Source organism: Bdellovibrio sp. HCB-110, assembly GCF_047323225.1.
Classification (GTDB): Bacteria; Bdellovibrionota; Bdellovibrionia; order Bdellovibrionales; family Bdellovibrionaceae; genus Bdellovibrio.
This window is the reverse complement of the sequence record NZ_CP178750.1, coordinates 4,100,282-4,116,541: the sequence shown is the minus strand read 5'-3', so window position 1 is coordinate 4,116,541 and position 16,260 is coordinate 4,100,282. Positions and strand designations below refer to the sequence as shown.

At 44.9% G+C, this 16,260-nt stretch carries 17 protein-coding genes; 8 read left to right on the top strand and 9 right to left on the bottom strand.

All coding sequences use genetic code 11. From position 1 onward, the window contains the following. Window positions 1-10: 10 nt before the first annotated feature. A complete protein-coding gene (locus ACL934_RS19665; protein ID WP_413612867.1) occupies window positions 11-1,069 on the bottom strand; it encodes a hypothetical protein in 1,059 nt (352 codons plus the stop codon). A gap of 130 nt (window positions 1,070-1,199) precedes the next feature. Between ACL934_RS19665 and ACL934_RS19660 the strand changes: the two genes are divergently transcribed. From ACL934_RS19660 to ACL934_RS19630, 7 genes are all read left to right on the top strand, one after another. Further along, window positions 1,200-1,835, top strand: a complete 636-nt coding sequence (locus ACL934_RS19660; RefSeq protein ID WP_413612866.1) for a hypothetical protein — start codon at window positions 1,200-1,202, stop codon at window positions 1,833-1,835. A 33-nt stretch (window positions 1,836-1,868) separates the two neighbouring features. Further along, window positions 1,869-2,165: a twin-arginine translocase TatA/TatE family subunit gene (locus tag ACL934_RS19655; RefSeq protein WP_374076448.1), complete on the top strand. Its 297-nt coding sequence runs from the start codon at window positions 1,869-1,871 to the stop codon at window positions 2,163-2,165. Further along, the gene (gene tatC, locus ACL934_RS19650; protein WP_374076446.1) at window positions 2,162-2,923 is read left to right on the top strand and encodes a twin-arginine translocase subunit TatC; all 762 of its coding nucleotides are present in this window, start codon (window positions 2,162-2,164) and stop codon (window positions 2,921-2,923) included. Before ACL934_RS19655 ends, tatC begins: the two co-directional genes overlap by 4 nt. Window positions 2,924-2,949: 26 nt before the next feature. Continuing rightward, window positions 2,950-3,642 (top strand): hypothetical protein, encoded by a 693-nt coding sequence (locus ACL934_RS19645; protein ID WP_374076444.1) that lies wholly within the window; start codon window positions 2,950-2,952, stop codon window positions 3,640-3,642. A gap of 98 nt (window positions 3,643-3,740) precedes the next feature. Then, complete coding sequence (locus tag ACL934_RS19640; RefSeq protein ID WP_413612865.1) at window positions 3,741-5,357, top strand: hypothetical protein; 1,617 nt, start codon at window positions 3,741-3,743, stop codon at window positions 5,355-5,357. Next, window positions 5,354-5,665 carry a hypothetical protein gene (locus tag ACL934_RS19635; protein WP_413612864.1) on the top strand — a complete coding sequence of 104 codons (312 nt, stop codon included), beginning with the start codon at window positions 5,354-5,356 and terminating at the stop codon, window positions 5,663-5,665. Before ACL934_RS19640 ends, ACL934_RS19635 begins: the two co-directional genes overlap by 4 nt. Before the next feature lie 114 nt (window positions 5,666-5,779). Continuing rightward, window positions 5,780-6,724, top strand: a complete 945-nt coding sequence (locus ACL934_RS19630; protein WP_413612863.1) for a hypothetical protein — start codon at window positions 5,780-5,782, stop codon at window positions 6,722-6,724. Window positions 6,725-6,785: 61 nt separating this feature from the next. On the opposite strand, the gene ACL934_RS19625 is transcribed toward ACL934_RS19630, so the two are convergent. The 8 genes from ACL934_RS19625 to deoC all read right to left on the bottom strand — a co-directional run bounded on the left by ACL934_RS19625 (window position 6,786) and on the right by deoC (window position 15,825). Further along, window positions 6,786-7,697, bottom strand: a complete 912-nt coding sequence (locus ACL934_RS19625) for a glycerophosphodiester phosphodiesterase family protein (protein WP_374076437.1) — start codon at window positions 7,695-7,697, stop codon at window positions 6,786-6,788. A gap of 120 nt (window positions 7,698-7,817) precedes the next feature. Further along, complete coding sequence (locus tag ACL934_RS19620; protein WP_374076435.1) at window positions 7,818-8,345, bottom strand: acetyl-CoA carboxylase biotin carboxyl carrier protein subunit; 528 nt, start codon at window positions 8,343-8,345, stop codon at window positions 7,818-7,820. Between the two features lie 2 nt (window positions 8,346-8,347). Beyond that, entirely contained in the window at window positions 8,348-9,850 is a 1,503-nt protein-coding gene (gene accC, locus ACL934_RS19615; RefSeq protein WP_374076433.1) for an acetyl-CoA carboxylase biotin carboxylase subunit, read from the bottom strand. An 18-nt stretch (window positions 9,851-9,868) separates the two neighbouring features. Beyond that, window positions 9,869-11,437, bottom strand: coding sequence for an acyl-CoA carboxylase subunit beta (locus tag ACL934_RS19610; RefSeq protein WP_374076431.1), 1,569 nt, complete (start codon window positions 11,435-11,437; stop codon window positions 9,869-9,871). A gap of 135 nt (window positions 11,438-11,572) precedes the next feature. Beyond that, entirely contained in the window at window positions 11,573-12,805 is a 1,233-nt protein-coding gene (locus tag ACL934_RS19605) for a S8 family peptidase (protein WP_413612862.1), read from the bottom strand. A 190-nt stretch (window positions 12,806-12,995) separates the two neighbouring features. Further along, the gene (locus ACL934_RS19600) at window positions 12,996-13,811 is read right to left on the bottom strand and encodes a purine-nucleoside phosphorylase (RefSeq protein WP_374076428.1); all 816 of its coding nucleotides are present in this window, start codon (window positions 13,809-13,811) and stop codon (window positions 12,996-12,998) included. A gap of 32 nt (window positions 13,812-13,843) precedes the next feature. Then, window positions 13,844-15,163 (bottom strand): thymidine phosphorylase, encoded by a 1,320-nt coding sequence (locus ACL934_RS19595; protein ID WP_374076426.1) that lies wholly within the window; start codon window positions 15,161-15,163, stop codon window positions 13,844-13,846. Then, complete coding sequence (deoC, locus tag ACL934_RS19590) at window positions 15,163-15,825, bottom strand: deoxyribose-phosphate aldolase (RefSeq protein ID WP_413612861.1); 663 nt, start codon at window positions 15,823-15,825, stop codon at window positions 15,163-15,165. Before deoC ends, ACL934_RS19595 begins: the two co-directional genes overlap by 1 nt. A gap of 59 nt (window positions 15,826-15,884) precedes the next feature. On the opposite strand from deoC, the gene ACL934_RS19585 reads away from it, so the two are divergent. Next, entirely contained in the window at window positions 15,885-16,259 is a 375-nt protein-coding gene (locus ACL934_RS19585) for a hypothetical protein (protein ID WP_413612860.1), read from the top strand. The last annotated feature ends 1 nt before the right edge of the window (window position 16,260 follow it).

The following is a 16,260-nucleotide window of genomic DNA, read 5'->3' as shown; positions in this document are numbered from 1 at the left end:
TCGGACTTATTTACAACTCGCGACGGAAGTCTTCGATGATTTGTTCATTCATTTTTTTGAGATCCTTAAAGCCATTGCCAAGTTCATCGGGATTTTTGGCGAAGGATTCCGAAAGATTTCTTTCTAAAATTGAAAAGACTTTGTAGGGAAGAGCTTTGCGGTAGTTGTCGCTCTTAATTTTATTCTTTGTGATTTTCCAAAGCTCCCAGCGTGCTGGTAAAAATGCATAATAAACGTCGCCCAAGAAGCCAGAAAATAGCGGGTGTTCTTTAATCCAGCGCTGCTCATTCAGATGATGGCGTCCGTCTGTAAAATCTCGACGGATGATATCCGCTGAAGAATGTTCTTTGGCTTTTTCAGATTTTTCTCGCGAGGTCAATAGATCACTAATGGCTTTGGGATCACGAGTGGAAACCATCGCAATCGTGTCTGCAAAAAGTTCGTGATGCGCACTGCGGATGGCCCAATATTTACGAAAAGCCTTCATTTTTTCAGAGAGGGCCACAGCCTCAAGGGCCTTGTCCATCGCTCTGTTTTCGAGTTCTTTCTTTTTTTCTTTATTGTTGAAGGTGACATCCGCTCTGTAGGCCATACTTTTTGCTTCTGCAACCGTGTCTTCAAGAAGTTTTTCCAGCGTCAGAGCGTCTTGTTTGATGTTTTTGTAGCTCTCAAGATCTTTCAACAAATTCTTTTCAAAGATAGCGTGACCATACTCATGAGCCAGTGTGACTTGGTTGACCTTCGGGTGCATTTTTCCCATCGAGTCGGGACGAAGACCGACGTAAACTCGAAAATCACCGGCATTAAAACTGGAGGCACGAAATGCGGTTCCAATGCGAACACTTGTTTCGGAGGGAATCTCTAAGGGCGCAAGCAAGGATTCAATTTCCAAAAGAGTCTTAGCATACTCTTCGGCTTTGGGGCCCTTCAAAGCAGAAGCCTCTACTTCCACGCGACCCTTGAGGGCGTATTCGGAAGAGAATAAAGATTCGCATCGTTGAGCAAATGCAGACGAAGAGCAAAACACGCCCACCAATGACAAAACAATAGCCAACCCAGAAGCTCTCATTTGAAGCTCTCCCATTACTATTCCTTACGATTCAAAAGGTGTACCGCAAAGTGTGTCTCATCTTGAGACTTAGGCCCAGGAACTAAAAAACATTAACCGAAATACGTCTCAGATTTGTTAAACTAGGGATATGAGGGAAAAGGCGTCGAACGGATCAGTAGAGCTTTTTGTTAGTCCGGAAGGTTTCTTTCAAGAGCTCGTTCAAAAAGGACTCTCCCAGAGGAAAATTCAAACTTATCCTTTGGTGGAAAATTATCTCGTCAATCTTCTTCAACACTACTTGGATGCACGCAATCTTTTTGAAAGCGAATATGCCAATGAGAGTGGTCAGAAGAATCCAACCACGCTCGCAGAAATGTATTTAACAGCCCAGAATGCGGAACCTCCTGCGCGTATCGAGCTTTTGCGAAAGCTCGGAGATCGCACTCTTTATATCAGCGGGTTCTTTGGTGATTCTCTGTCGCGAAAAATTGTGGACATTGATTATTATGCAGAAATCGGTGGAGCAGCCTATGCTTCGTTGGCACACTGTACACGTGAGGACACGATGGTGAAGGTCTATGATACTTTCTCCCGTCGGTTCTTGGATTTCGTGGATGTTTTGACCTATATCAGCCATCACTCCTTCGTGAAAAGTGATGAGAGCATTCTTCGACTCTATGACCGCTATATGAGAACGGGTTCTGAATTGGCCCGGGAAAAGCTGGTGGAGATGGGAGTTTTGGCTCTGCCGCAAGACCAAGTAAAGCTTGGCAAGCAAGGCTGATTCCTCTATGCTGACGCCATGTTCGGCTTAGGCATGTCTGAAATTATCTTCCTTGGTGTTTTAGCCCTGATTATCATCGGGCCTAAAGAGCTTCCTGAATTGGCTCGAACGCTGGGACGTTTTCTTAATGAACTTAAAAGAAGTACGAATGTTTTGGGCGAAGAGTTGAAACAACAAGCCCGCATCGACCGAATTGATTTCAACGAGCCTCCGGCAAGAAACCACATTCCTCATCCCAACGAAAAAGAACAGACTCCAGAGCCGCAACAGATGGAGTTGACGGATCAAGCTTCCACCGAAGATAAAAAAGAAGAGCACAAGCCATCATGAGAAGTGACGAACTAGATTCAAAAGCTCAGTCTTTGTATGAACATCTTGCGGAGCTTCGTAAGCGTCTGATCAATTGTGTTTTTATTCTCTTGATCGCAACGGGAATCTGCTACGGCTTTAGCGAAAAGATTTTTAATTTTGTCAGAGCACCCATTTCTCCGTACCTTCCTGGGGGCGGGTTGATTTACACGGGTCCCATGGACAAATTCATCGCGCATCTTAAGCTTGCTTTGGTGTGCGGTATTTTGGTGTCTTGTCCGTTCTGGCTTTATCAGGTGTGGAAATTTATAGCTCCAGGTCTTTATGCTAAAGAGCGCAAGTACACGATGGGATTCATCGTCTCAGGAACGGTGCTCTTTCTTTTAGGCGCTGTGTTTTCTTATTACATCGCCCTGCCAATGGCCTTTCAGTTCTTAATGACATTTGGTGGAGATATCGACAAGCCGATGATCTCAATTGATCAATACATGGGTTTTTTCACGCAAATGTGTTTGATGTTTGGAGTGGCTTTCGAACTTCCCCTTGTGATCGTGGTTTTGGGAATGTTGGGTATCGTGAGTCAGGCTTTTCTTAAAAAGAATCGTCGTTACGCGGTTATGACGATTTCCGTGATTGCCGCAGTTATTACGCCGCCGGACCTTCTAAGTATGGTTATGATGTTGGTTCCCATGGTTCTTCTTTTTGAAGCCGGCGTCTTTATCGTTGGCATCTTTGAAAAGAAGCGTGAAGACAGTCTTCGTGTAAATGAACGCGAATAAACGTTAGTTTAAAAAAAGGGGGATTCATGTCTTTTCTTATTGGTCTATTAATGACAGCGGGTTTGGCAAATGCCGCAGGTTCAGCAACATGTCCTGATATTTTTGAAAAACACGATGGAACAAAGATTCAACAGATTTGGTCCGATGCTTCAGAGTCATGCTTTTTCTCTGTCGTTCCTGACGATGCCTATGTGGAGTTGGTTTATCGCGATCACCTCTTTACAAGTGAAGGCCTTTTCATGGTTTTCAACTCCTATGGACCTGGAGACGAGTCGCAAACAACTTCAGCACGTGAATTCTATATGTTCCCACGTAGAAACAGCGCCTTTACATACCAGTGGAAAGACGACACTCGTGAGTTGGAAGTGACTCACGTAACGGGTGATAAGTTTGTATTTGATTCTAAGAAAGCGCGCTTAAAAAGTGTTTCTGGCGGCACGGTGACAGTGGCTGATTATGTAGAGCCGAGCAATCGTGGTGGTATTGAGTTTGTGAACTATAGTGGTCTTCTTATGGACGGCGGATTTAAAATTGGCAGTTCACCAACAGGAAACTCCAATGCGAACTCCGTTTTCAAAGATGCCCAAGGCAAAACATGCTCAATCAAAAACTACGATCTTTTCAAGTACACGTCTGACGGAGAAATCATTTTCAAATATGACGACAAAGCTTTGGCGACATTCTTGAAAAAACGCTGTTCGCAAATTCAATTTCCTTAACAAGGCAGCCTGGACTCTTCTCTAGGAAGAGTCCTTAAAGGGCCAGATTCCCTTAGAAATATTCAAAACGAAAATTCCTTCGGATATCCTAAACGGGAATGCACAAAGCTCTCGTTTTAATTCTTACTTTTATTTCAAGTCTCGCTCTTGCTAAAGAAAAAGTGGCCGTCATTTTTGTCGGTAATGCTGATCCTATTTTGCAAGAGAGGGAAGCAGCAGCCCTGAAGTTTTATGAAACCTACGGTTATCGCGTGATTCGTCTTTCACCGAATTCAGACAAAGCCGCGACCAGCGAAAGTTTTAAAAAAACTTTGGCCGGTCTAAAAAACGTTGAGTCCCTCCACGTGGAATTCCTGGGCCACGGAGAACTCAAAGAGAACGGCAAAAAATATTATATGATGGCCGCCGATAAAAATGGTGAAGGCCTGGATATTAAAAGATCCCTGGAAGTTCAAGATTTGAAAAAATCACTTCAGGATTTTCAGAAAAAGAATCCAGAGGCAGAGTCGACAGTCTATGCGCTGAACTGCTTTGGTGGACGTATTCCTCAAGCTCTTGCGGATTTGCCACGCACGCAGGCCTTCTCTGCGACCAGGGGAGATGTAAAATCTTGGACATTTCTCGAGGGTGGAGAGAGCAGAAAAAACGTCGACTTTCTTGTTTTCTTTCAACGTGGATTAGAAGAAGGAAAAACATTTCAAGAGGCCTTTGCTGATGCCACAAAAGAATACCAAAAAATTCAAAAGCAAAGTCCTTCGCGTTTTCCTTTTGCGGGTGAGCCTGCCTTTTCTCTCCCACGTTCGCAATCGCAAGAGTATGTCTTAAAATGGTGTTTTTCCAAGACGACAGGAAGCTCGGTCCCCGACGACAGTCAAAAACTGATCGCGCGTAAATTAAAAAGCCAACACGCCGAAACCACAGAATACATCCAGTCGATGAAGAGTGCTGTTGCTTGCTCTAAAACATCAGAAATAAAGCAAGAGGCGGAGAGCCTTAAGACAATAGAAAAGAATCTTAAAGAGAAGGCCGTTAAAAAACTTCAAGAGGTCATTCTATCCAGCAAGATGGATGAAACTTTGCCAAAATTCATCGACGACTTACAAGGCGCCATGGATTTTTACCGTGAAATGGATAATGACCCCTCTGTTGCCGAAAAAATGGAAGAAGTGCGAAATGATTTAAGAGAACTTTTTGAAGTGAAAGACGAAGTCGACTTTGCTCGTTTTAAAGAAGCAAAGGCGGAAAAAATCGCCGAAGAGATTAAAGCATGTGATGGCAATAAGCCTCCGGAATTTTGTGACTCGGGCAAAGCACTTTATATGCTTTTCACATATGGTCAGTGGTCGACGGAAGACTTAAAGCCAGAAGAAATTGTGCAAAAATGCGCGCGACCCACTCCTGCGCTGGTGAGTGCGGAAAAAACTTTGGAAGAATCGCAAAAACGCCAACAGTGTTTCGTGAAAGAATCAGAAAACAATCCTCTGGCCGCGTACATGGCTTTTTCTACCAACTCGAAATCATTGCAAAGTTTCTGTAGCACTTTCAAACCCGCAGAAGATTTCTATAAAAAAGAGGGCGAGTGTCTTGAAAGGTTTGGTAAACAAGCCAGCGCGAAGGACTGGAAGCGGTTGCAAGAAATTGATAAAATGTCTCAGGGAAGAATGTCAGATACTTCTTCTAAACCTAAAGAAAGAGAACAAGGAGGTGTGCGATGAGATCTTTTATCTTCGTGTTCATCCTTCTATTCTCTTCTTTAGGTATGGCGAAAGCGACAAAAGTTTCTGGATACGTTTTTAATGACGACGGAAAAATTTGGATCAGTGAGGCGCCATTTTCCACGGATCTTCGCTATCAAATAAAATGGCATCCCAAACAAAGACTTGGGCAAATTTGTTACTATGAAAAGAATCAATCCTGTCCCCAGTACTTCATCGGATGCAGTCGTCAAAGTAAGGTGAAGAAGCTCACACAGCTTGAAAGCTGTCGAGTTCTCTCCGTGATCAAAATAATCCCAGGAAAATAGGGAAATTTTGGTCTAGTTTTTTGTTACAAACTCAAGTGGGTATGTAGTTCTGCATTTTTTCTTCTTATTCTAAGATCATTCGTATTTTTGTTTACTTTAATTTTCGGAGGAACAATGTTCAAAATGGCGATTGGCTTTGTCTTGATGACAAGCACGGCTCATGCAACGGCACAACTACCCATGGTAGATAAATGCACGATAGCGGCAAACTATGCGGCAATGGATTTTGGTGGCATAGGTGTCGATCCAGATGGCACATCCATCACGTTTGACTCTTCAGGTGCGACACAAATCTCAAGACCAGAGAACATCGTTTCTCGTGTGAACAAAGACGGCGTCGAAACAATCACATATAAAACACGTCAGATTAAAATGGATGGAAACTGGAAGCCCGGTCAAAACTATGAATACGAGACAGTGCAAAGAACAATCGTCGTAAAACGCGAGAACGGAAAAATTGTCTCTGTAGGTAAAGAGATGGATATCGCGGCTCAAGTTAAAATGAGAAAACAATTTGAAAAGAGCGGATTCGCAGGAAAGTTTCCGTACACGAAATCATTTGAGACAAACTTTTCACACAATGGTTCAAACTGTAATATCAACCAGACTTTGACTTATGAAATGGCGGATGAAAAAGCCAAAGTTGAAGGCAAGGTAAATTATGACAAAGAATTTTGTGATAAACTTGCTCCTATCGTCAATAGAATGGGCTCTCAAAACGCCAGTCAGTGTGTGGGCCTTATCGGTCAGGCGCAATTTGCATTTGATCAAAGAAATAAAGAACTTCAAAAAGAAGGAAAGTCTTTTAAAACTTTTGATTATCTAGGCAAAAAAGAGAAAGATCCTTATGCCAATATGAACATCGGCATGATGATTCAATCATGTGCAATGGCCGATTTCCAAGGTGGCCCTTGGGGCATGCCGGGTGGTTTGATGGCCGCTGGTGGCGGGATGATAGGTGGCGGAGGAATGATGGGAATGCCATCGGGTAACGTTATCGGTGCTCCTGTTAAAGCGGAAGCCGCAAAACCTGCAAAAGCAAATACGGGCGCGAGATAATAAATTGACTGTATTTTAAATTAAAAGACGGCCGAGGATCAAAACCTGGGCCGTTTTCTTTTTAGTTCCCGCAGAATCTTTTCGTGAAATCAATCCACTCAGGATAGTCCGTAATAATTCCATCAGCGCCCCATTCAATCATTTGCAGAGCCTGTTCTGGATGATTGACGGTCCAAGGAACAACACGAATTCCATTTTCGTGATACTTGCTGAGCATTTCAGGTGATACCAAACCAAAATGAGGGGTCACAAGGTCTGCTTTGATGTCTTTGGCGATCTGTACTCCGTCAAGAGCTTCCCCTAAAAGAGGCGACAATCTCATCGACGCCCGTTTTTGTCGAACGACCTTAAGAACGCCCACATCAAATGACTGAATCATCGTCCGCGACATCTCAATGCCGGAGCGATCAATAACTTCCATAATGCGATCGACGTAAAACTCTCGAGAAGGATAAAACTGTGGCTGAGTAGGGTTGTATTTAATTTCAATATTCAACCCAAGTGGTGTGCCTTTGTTAGTTGTGCGATCCTTAAGTTCCGCCAAAACTTCAGCGAGTGTCGAAATTTTTTCACCGGGAACTGAGCGACCTATTCTGACTCGGGAGCCGCAATCATAGGTTTTGATATGGGCCACAGTCATATCGCGATAATAAACTCTCTTGGGAAGAGGTTGTCCTTTGGAGTCTAAACACTCATCTTTCATAAAAGCATCGTGAGCGACGATGATCTGATTGTCCTTACTGATTTGCAGATCCATCTCAACGAAGTCAGAACCCTGACTGATGGCGCGGTTGAAAGCCGACATCATATTCTCAGGACGATCCCAGGCACCGCGATGGGAGTGGATTTCCATGCGGTGAAGATTTTGGCAAAGCATCGGGGCAGAAGAAGGTTCTCTCGAACCCGTGGTTGGTTTAGAGGCGCAACCAAACGATAAAAGAACAACAGAAACGCACCAGAGTTTTCGGCTCATGAGATCTCCCATCATTTTATTTTTAAATAAAGAGAGGGTTTTGTCGATATGGGGAGATACTTAAGGCTGGGAGGAAAGTGCTCTTTAAAAGAAATAGGGGCTGTTTCCAGCCCCTATTAATTAAGGTTCTTCGAACTTGATCAAAACAGCGCCGGACTCTACCGAGTCGCCCTGTTTTACTTTCACTTCTTTGATTTTGACGTCGCGAGAAGCACGCATTTCGTTTTCCATTTTCATCGCTTCCATGATTAAAAGCGGTTTATTGGCTTTCACGATTTCGCCTTCTTTAGCAAAGATCTCGATGATTTTACCAGGCATACCTGATTTCAATTCTTGGTCTCCGCCGAAGCCGCCGCCTTTTTTCAAAGATTCATGCAAAAGCATTTCATCATTGAATACTTTGATTGTGCGGAACGAGTTACGAGTGAAAACCGTGTACTCAGTGTCTTGCCCGATCACGTCGATCAAGTAAGATTTTCCGTCAAAAAGAAAGCTGATGTATTGTTCGGCCTCTTTGTAATCATTTTTTGAAATGTCGTAGTGAACCCACTCTTTTCCTTCTTCTTGCAAAGAAAGTTTCCAAGAGCTCTTTTGTTCAGTCACATCGACTTTATACTTCTTACCTTTGAGTTCTGCTTCAAAGTACATGCTTACGTCCTTAATTGAAGTTTGCGGCCCACACGCTTCCAAGTGGAAGTGAGGTTGAGCTGGCGAACGTCTTTGGATTTACGATCATTGTAGGCCGTGATAGCGGCTGCAATGAGGAATACAGGGTCTTCAACTTCTTTAAAGAGCTGAGGCTCGATAACCTCAAAGTTTTTCTCGATAAATTGAGTTGTGTAAGAACCATCGCGGAATTTCGGATGATCCAAGATCGTTTTATGAAGAACGATGTTGGTTTTGATTCCCGTCAATACGAACTCAGACAAAGCACGTTGCATTCTATCAATAGCTTCCTCACGAGTCTCACCCCAAGTGATAAGTTTTGCGATCATTGGATCGTAATAGATAGGTACTTCGTAGCCAGGGTAGGCGTAGGAATCCACACGCATGAACGGTCCTTGCGGATGGCGACAAGCGCGGATCACACCAGGATGCGGTTTGTATGTGATTGGATCTTCAGCGCAGATACGAGCTTCAATAGCGTGACCTTTTTGTTTGATGTCTTCTTGTTTGAAAGACAAAGGTTTGCCAGCAGCCACGTAAATTTGCTCTTTCACCAAATCGTAACCTGTCACGATTTCAGTGATCGGATGTTCCACTTGAAGACGAGTGTTCATCTCCATGAAATAGAATTCTTTAGTCGCATTATCGAAAATGAATTCAATTGTTCCGGCACCAACGTAGTTGATTTGTTTTGCCGCGCGAACGGCCGCTTCACCCATGCGCAAACGAACTTCGTGAGGCACAGAAGGGGACGGACATTCTTCGATGATCTTTTGGTGACGGCGTTGCACAGAGCACTCACGTTCAAACAAGTGAACATGGTTTCCGTGCTTATCACCGAATACTTGGATCTCGATGTGTTTTGGATCGTTGACGAATTTTTCGATGTAAACAGTCGGATCTGCAAAATAGTTCTGACCTTCAGAGCGGCAAGCGCGGAACGCACTTTCAAGCTCGTCCATCTTGCGAACCACGCGCATCCCTTTACCACCACCACCGGCAGAGGCTTTGATGATAACAGGAAGACCGATTTTCTCTGCAATCGCTAGCGCTTGTTCAACCGTATCAACGCCACCATCACTACCAGGCACAGTCGGAACGCCCGCTTTTTTCATCAAAGCTTTTGCAGAAAGTTTATCACCCATAGACTCGATGTTTGAAACCGTCGGGCCGATGAAAGTGATACCAGCTTCTTCAAGGGCTTTTGCAAATGTTGTGTTTTCAGAGAGAAAACCATAACCCGGGTGAACAGCGTCGACACCGGCTTGCTTCGCCACTTCGATGATCTTTTTATAATTCAAATAACTCTCTTTAGAAGGAGAAGGCCCAATGTGATAAGCCTCATCCGCCAAAAAGACATGAAGACTGTCGCGATCCGCATCAGAGAAAACCGCCACAGATCCGATGCCCAACTCACGACAAGCGCGAGTGACACGGATAGCGATTTCTCCACGGTTTGCGATCAGGATTTTTTTAAACAATGCCATATTATTCCTTCAATCCTGCTAGAGCGGAATGTTTCCGTGCTTTTTAGCCGGAGTGATATCGCGTTTATGTTTAAGCATCTCAAGAGAATCAATAATGCGCTTACGAGTCATCGCAGGCTCAATCACTTCATCTGTGTAGCCAAGTTCCGCAGATACGTATGGATTACTGAACTTCGCTTCGTATTCTGCAGTCAAACGTGCTTTTTCAGCTGCAGGATCTTTTGCTTTGTTGATTTCTTCACGGCTGATGATGCTCACCGCACCCTCAGCACCCATCACTGCGATTTCCGCTGAAGGGTAAGCCAAGTTCACGTCAGAGCGAAGAAGCTTAGAACCCATAACGATGTATGCGCCACCGTAAGCTTTACGAGTGATCACAGTGATTTTAGGTACTGTGGCTTCCGCGTAAGCGTAAAGAAGTTTTGCACCGTGAGTGATGATGCCGTTCCACTCTTGATCTTTACCAGGCAAGAAACCAGGAACGTCGACGAAAGAAACAATAGGAATATTGAAAGCGTCACAGAAGCGGATGAAACGAGCCGCTTTACGAGACGCTTCGATGTTCAAGCAACCTGCCAAGATTTGTGGTTGGTTGGCAACGATACCCACAGGGCGACCGTTAAAGCGCGCAAAACCAACAACGATGTTCTGTGCATAGTGTTTGTGAACTTCCAAGAAGTAACCTTCATCCACGCACTCAGTGATAACGGAAAGCATGTCGTAAGGTTTTTTTGGATTTTCAGGGATCAATGTGTTTAGTGATTCAGTCACGCGATCAGGGCGATCGTTTGTCGGAAGCACCGGAGCATCATCCAAATTGTTAGAAGGAAGGAAGTTCATCAACTCGCGAATCAAAAGCAAGCAATGCTTGTCGTCTTCCGCAGCGAAGTGCGCAACACCTGATTTTGCAGAGTGAGTAGTTGCTCCACCAAGCTCTTCTTTTGTTACTTCTTCGTGAGTCACAGTTTTAATAACGTCAGGGCCTGTCACAAACATGTAGCTTGTGTTTTTAACCATGAAGACAAAGTCCGTGATTGAAGGAGAGTAAACCGCGCCACCTGCGCAAGGGCCCATGATAGCCGTGATTTGTGGAACGAGACCTGAAGCCATTGTGTTGCGAGTGAAGATGTCTGCGTAACCACCCAGAGATTCAATACCTTCTTGGATACGAGCGCCACCAGAGTCATTGATGGAAATAAACGGCGCCCCGTTCTTCATCGAAAGGTCCATCACCTTGCAGATTTTATTTGCTTGAGTGCGGGACATAGATCCACCGATAACGGTGAAATCTTGTGAAGAGACATAGATCAGTTTTCCGTTAATGCGACCGTAACCTGTGATGACACCGTCACCAGGAACGACAGTTTTATCCATTCCAAAGTTTGTGCAACGATGAGTAACAAAACGGTCCATTTCAACAAAGCTGCCTGGATCAACCAGAACATCAATGCGTTCGCGAGCTGTTAAGCGTCCGCCTTGTTTGTGTTTTGCAATGCGGGCTGCGCCCCCGCCAGCCATTGCGGCTTCGTTGCGTTTCTCAAGGTCGTTAAGACGAGCTTGAATGCCAGATGAAATTTCTGTGCTCATATGATTCCTTTTTTGGGGATCGACCCCTTTAAAAACAAGGAACCAATCTATCACGGAGATGTTAGGAATCATCTAAATTGAGAGACGCAGAGCATAGATATTATGCTCTGCGACAAGTAGACTATGTTATTGAATTTATGGAACTAATTGCTTCAAGGCCTGAAGAGCTCTCTCGACGTTGATGCGTCCTCGAGTATTTACTTTAAATTCATGTCCTGCGGACACATCTACGGACTGCAAAATTGCGGTCCTAATTTGCTGAGCGGTTGCTTGTGGACGGGCACTCCAAAGAAGAGCTGCTGTGCCCGTAACGAACGGAGCCGCCATACTTGTTCCATCCATATAAGCTGTTGTGTTGCCCGGAACTGTACTCAAGATACGTTCTCCCGGAGCCGCCACATGCACAAATCCAAATCCACTGTTCGACCATGAGGTCATGAAATCACTCACTGTAGAAGCCGCGACCGTGATTTGATTGGAAAGATTGAAAGACGCCGGGAACTCGGGATACACGTCGATGTCTCTTCCATCATTTCCTGCCGCCACCACAACCAAGATTCCTTTGTTTTGCAATTCTTGAAAAGTGTTACGAAGAGAAGCCACACAAGGTGCGCCACCCCAGCTTGCATTGATGATCTTAGCGCCACGACTTGCAGAATATTGCAAAGCCAACACCGCATCACCTAACGAACCACCACCGTCATTTGCGATAAACTGCGCAGGAATAATTTGCGCTTGAGGAGCAACACCTTCCACAGTTCCATAACGAGGATCAGCCGCGATAATACCAGCGACGTGACTGCCATGGGCACTTGGTGTTTGATTATTGCTTGGAACGGAAACGAAACTTGCTCCGTAGTAGTCGTCAACAACACCGTTGCCATCATCGTCTATTCCGTTGTCAGGAATTTCGCCAGTATTGATAGCGATGCGCGGAGCAAGTTGTGGGTGAGTATGATCCACAAAGGCATCCACCACGGCGACCTTCACATTTTGTCCGTAAACTCCTTGCGCCCATACGTTACGAGCAGAAATTTTATCTTGCCCCCAACTATCGGCAAAAGCCGTAGCGCTCACTTCATTTGTTTTTTCAATTTGCAAATGACGATCGAATTCGACGTAACGAATTTGTTCTAAGTTAGGTTCCACAAAGTCTTTGGTGAATTCATCTGCATTCGCAGCGGATTCAACAGTGAACTTTCCATCTTCCCATTGAACGATAAATTTATTTTGAATGGCCTGACCCAAGCACGCGCTGGAATCAAGAGCTCCATTTTCCGGAAATACCGAACTTGTCGACTTTTTGTTGCCACAAGATGCTAATACAAAGATGCAAGCAACCGCCGAGAGAATCTTCTGAACATCCATGTTCACTCCCTGGTGCAGGCAATAGGTCCCATCAATAGGACTCCATCAAGCTGCCCAACCGGTTAGCTTTTCGGTCATTATATGTCTTATTTTGAGGCTAGAAGGGAGAAACTAGACCTAAAATGCGCTTAGGTCCCCAGTATATTGGATCTGAATGATATTCAAAATTTTCGCGAAGCGAGGCCTTGGACTAAATTTGGCCGATGAATTCTTTTAAGAATGAGATGAACTGAATCTCTACGCGTTTTGCAGTTTCAGTCACTTCGTCGTGAGAAAGTTTTTGCGCTGAAATTCCCGCCGCCAAATTAGTGATGCAGCTTAAAGCCGCCACACGAAGGCCCAGGTGATTTGCTGCGATTGTCTCTGGCACCGTACTCATGCCCACGGCTTTTCCGCCAATCAATTTCAAATAGCGAACTTCCGCAGGAGTTTCATAAGTAGGACCGCTCACACCACAGTAAACGCCTTTATGAAAGCGAGTGCCTTGTTTCAAAAGCAAAGCTTCCATAATTTCAATCAAGCGTTTGTCGTAAGCTTCCGTCATATCCGGGAAACGAGGGCCGAGTTCCTTGATGTTAGGTCCCATCAAAGGGTTTGTGCCCATAAGATTGATATGATCTTCGATGATCATAAAATCTCCGGCTTGCATGTTTTCACCGAAGCCGCCGGCAGAGTTCGTTAGAATCAAAGTTTCAATTCCCAACATCGCCAAAGCTCTTGTTGGAAACACCACCGACTCCATGCTGTGACCTTCATAGTAGTGATTACGTCCTTGAAGAATCACGATGGATTGGTTGCCCACTTTACCGAAAATCAAATTTCCAGAGTGGCCCTCCACTGTTGGTGGAGAGAAATGCGGAATTTCTTTGTAGGGGAGTGTGCACTCCACCTCAACGTCCTTAACAAAAGCGCCAAGACCCGAGCCCAATACCACACCGATCTTCGGTTTTGCCGAGGTCTTAGTGCGGATGTAGCTGACAGTTTCTTGAAGCTTATTAAGTACCAAAATACGTTCCTTTTTTTTGCGGACAAAGAGAATCAACTCAAAGTCTTAAGTATCAAACTAGGCTTTGCAATTTTTGGCAAGGAAATATTGATCGCTGACTTGAGCAAAGGAACTGCAGAAAGCAGCAAATCTTTATCATCACCATGCAGCGTGAACACTGTGTCCCCAGCTTTGACTTCATCGCCCACTTTCACATGGAACTCAATTCCCGCAGTCGGAGCGATAATGTCCGTTGTTTGAGCACGCCCCGCTTTGATGATGATTCCGGCAACACCAATGCTTTCCGTATGGAAACCATGGACGAAACCCGGCTTATCTGTGGTTATAGCTACGTTAAATTTTGGTTTAGGCAGTGCCTGTAAGTTTCCACCATGGATGGAACAAAGTTCTTCAAACTTCGCCAGGGCTTTACCGGAAGTCAGCATATCGCATGCGATTTTGTAAGACTCGTCGGCATTTTTGCCGACGCCCGCAAGAAGAAGCATGTGCGCAGACAATCGCAAACTGAGTTCACGCGTGTCTTCATAAAGATCGTAACCACCAGGTCCCACAAATTTTTCGTTCTTCATGATGGCCACGCACTCTTCCACTTCTAAAGAGTTTCCGGCAAAACGTCCCAGAGGCTGATCCATGTTCGTTAAAAGAGAGGTGACCTTTTTGCCGTAACCGCGAGCAATCGCCATCAAGTTCAGTGCAAGTTCTTCGGCCATTGCGGGCGTTTTCATAAACGCACCAGATCCGTACTTCACATCAAGCACAAGACCATCAACACCTTCTGCTAATTTTTTTGACATGATCGAAGCACAAATCAAAGGCAGACTTTCTACGGTCGCTGTCACATCGCGAAGGGCGTAGATTTTTTTATCCGCAGGACAGATTTCTTTCGTCTGGCCGATAAAACAAATCAAATGTTTGCGAACAAGATCCACAAACTCCGTCAAAGATTTTTGTGTGTTAAATCCGGGAATGGATTCAAGCTTGTCCAGAGTTCCACCGGTATGTCCCAATCCACGACCGGAAATCATTGGCACAGGAACCCCTGCCGCAGCTACGATAGGCCCCAAGATCAAACTGGTTTTATCACCAACGCCTCCAGTGGAATGTTTATCCACTTTAAAACCAGGGACAGAAGAAAAATCCACTACTTCACCAGAGTGAAGCATCGCTTTTGTCAGAGACAAAGTTTCTTCCGTCGTCATGCCGCGAAAGAAAATCGCCATCAAAAGAGCCGACATTTGATAATCAGGAATTTGCCCGCGAGCATAACCTAAAATAAATTCATTGATCTCGTCATAATTTAAAGCGCCGCCATTGCGTTTTGCTTTAATAATTTCTGCTGGAAGAAAAGCCATTAGTAACCTCCCTGAACTGTGCCACCTTGAACGATCGTGACACCCGAGCTTGTGCCAAGGCGAGTGGCACCGGCTTCAATCATCGCCCGTGCTTGCGCGGCATCTTTAATTCCACCGGAAGCTTTCACTTCCATTTGCTCACCCACGATAGATTTCATTAATTTTACGTCTTCAATGGTAGCACCGCCACCACCGAAGCCCGTGGATGTTTTTACAAAGTGCGCACCAGCTTCAAGAGCCGCTTTGCAAGCCAGGATCTTGTCCTCTTGATTTAACAAAGAAGTTTCAATGATCACTTTCACTGTACGACCTTGCGCTGCTTTTACAATAGCCTTGATGTCATCGCGAACATAATCCAAGCGGCGGTCTTTCAAAGCACCCACTTGAATGACCATATCAATTTCTCCCGCGCCGTTTTTGATCGCCGTTTGCGTTTCAAAAGCTTTGCTTTCTGTATCCATGGCACCCAAAGGGAATCCAACAACACAGCAGACTTTGACCGAAGATCCGGCAAGTAATTGAGCGCAAGTAGAGACATAAGACGTATTCACGCAAACGCTAAAGAAATTTTGCTCTTTCGCTTCAGCACAAAGTTTTTCGATTTGCGCTAACTGCGCTTCAGGCTTCAAAAGAGTATGATCAATATAACGACTTAGTTGCACGGGGCACCTCGGAGTGTTTAAATAAGAAAAGTTATCTTAGTTCATTGCAGGAGGCAATCATGACCCCACAGAAGTGGACCTCAGTTTTACTGGCGGCTTTAATTTTAGTCACTTCGCAGGCGTCATATTCGCAAACCAATAGAACCGTCAAACGCAACGTCGCGACAGTTCTTTTTGCGAGCTTAGGCGGCGCTATCCTAGGTCTGAGCACGCTCTCCTTCTATGGTGAACCTGAAGAACATACAAATAACATCACATTAGGAGCTTTGGTCGGATTTGTCGGGGGAGTGGGGTACGTGCTTTATGACTCTTCGCAGCCTGCGCCACCAACCTACGAATACTCACAAATTTTTGATCAAGACCTGAAAAGCAGAAGGGCTTCAGCATCCCATGCCAAAGCCCCTCCCATTATCCAACTTACATACAACTTCTAAT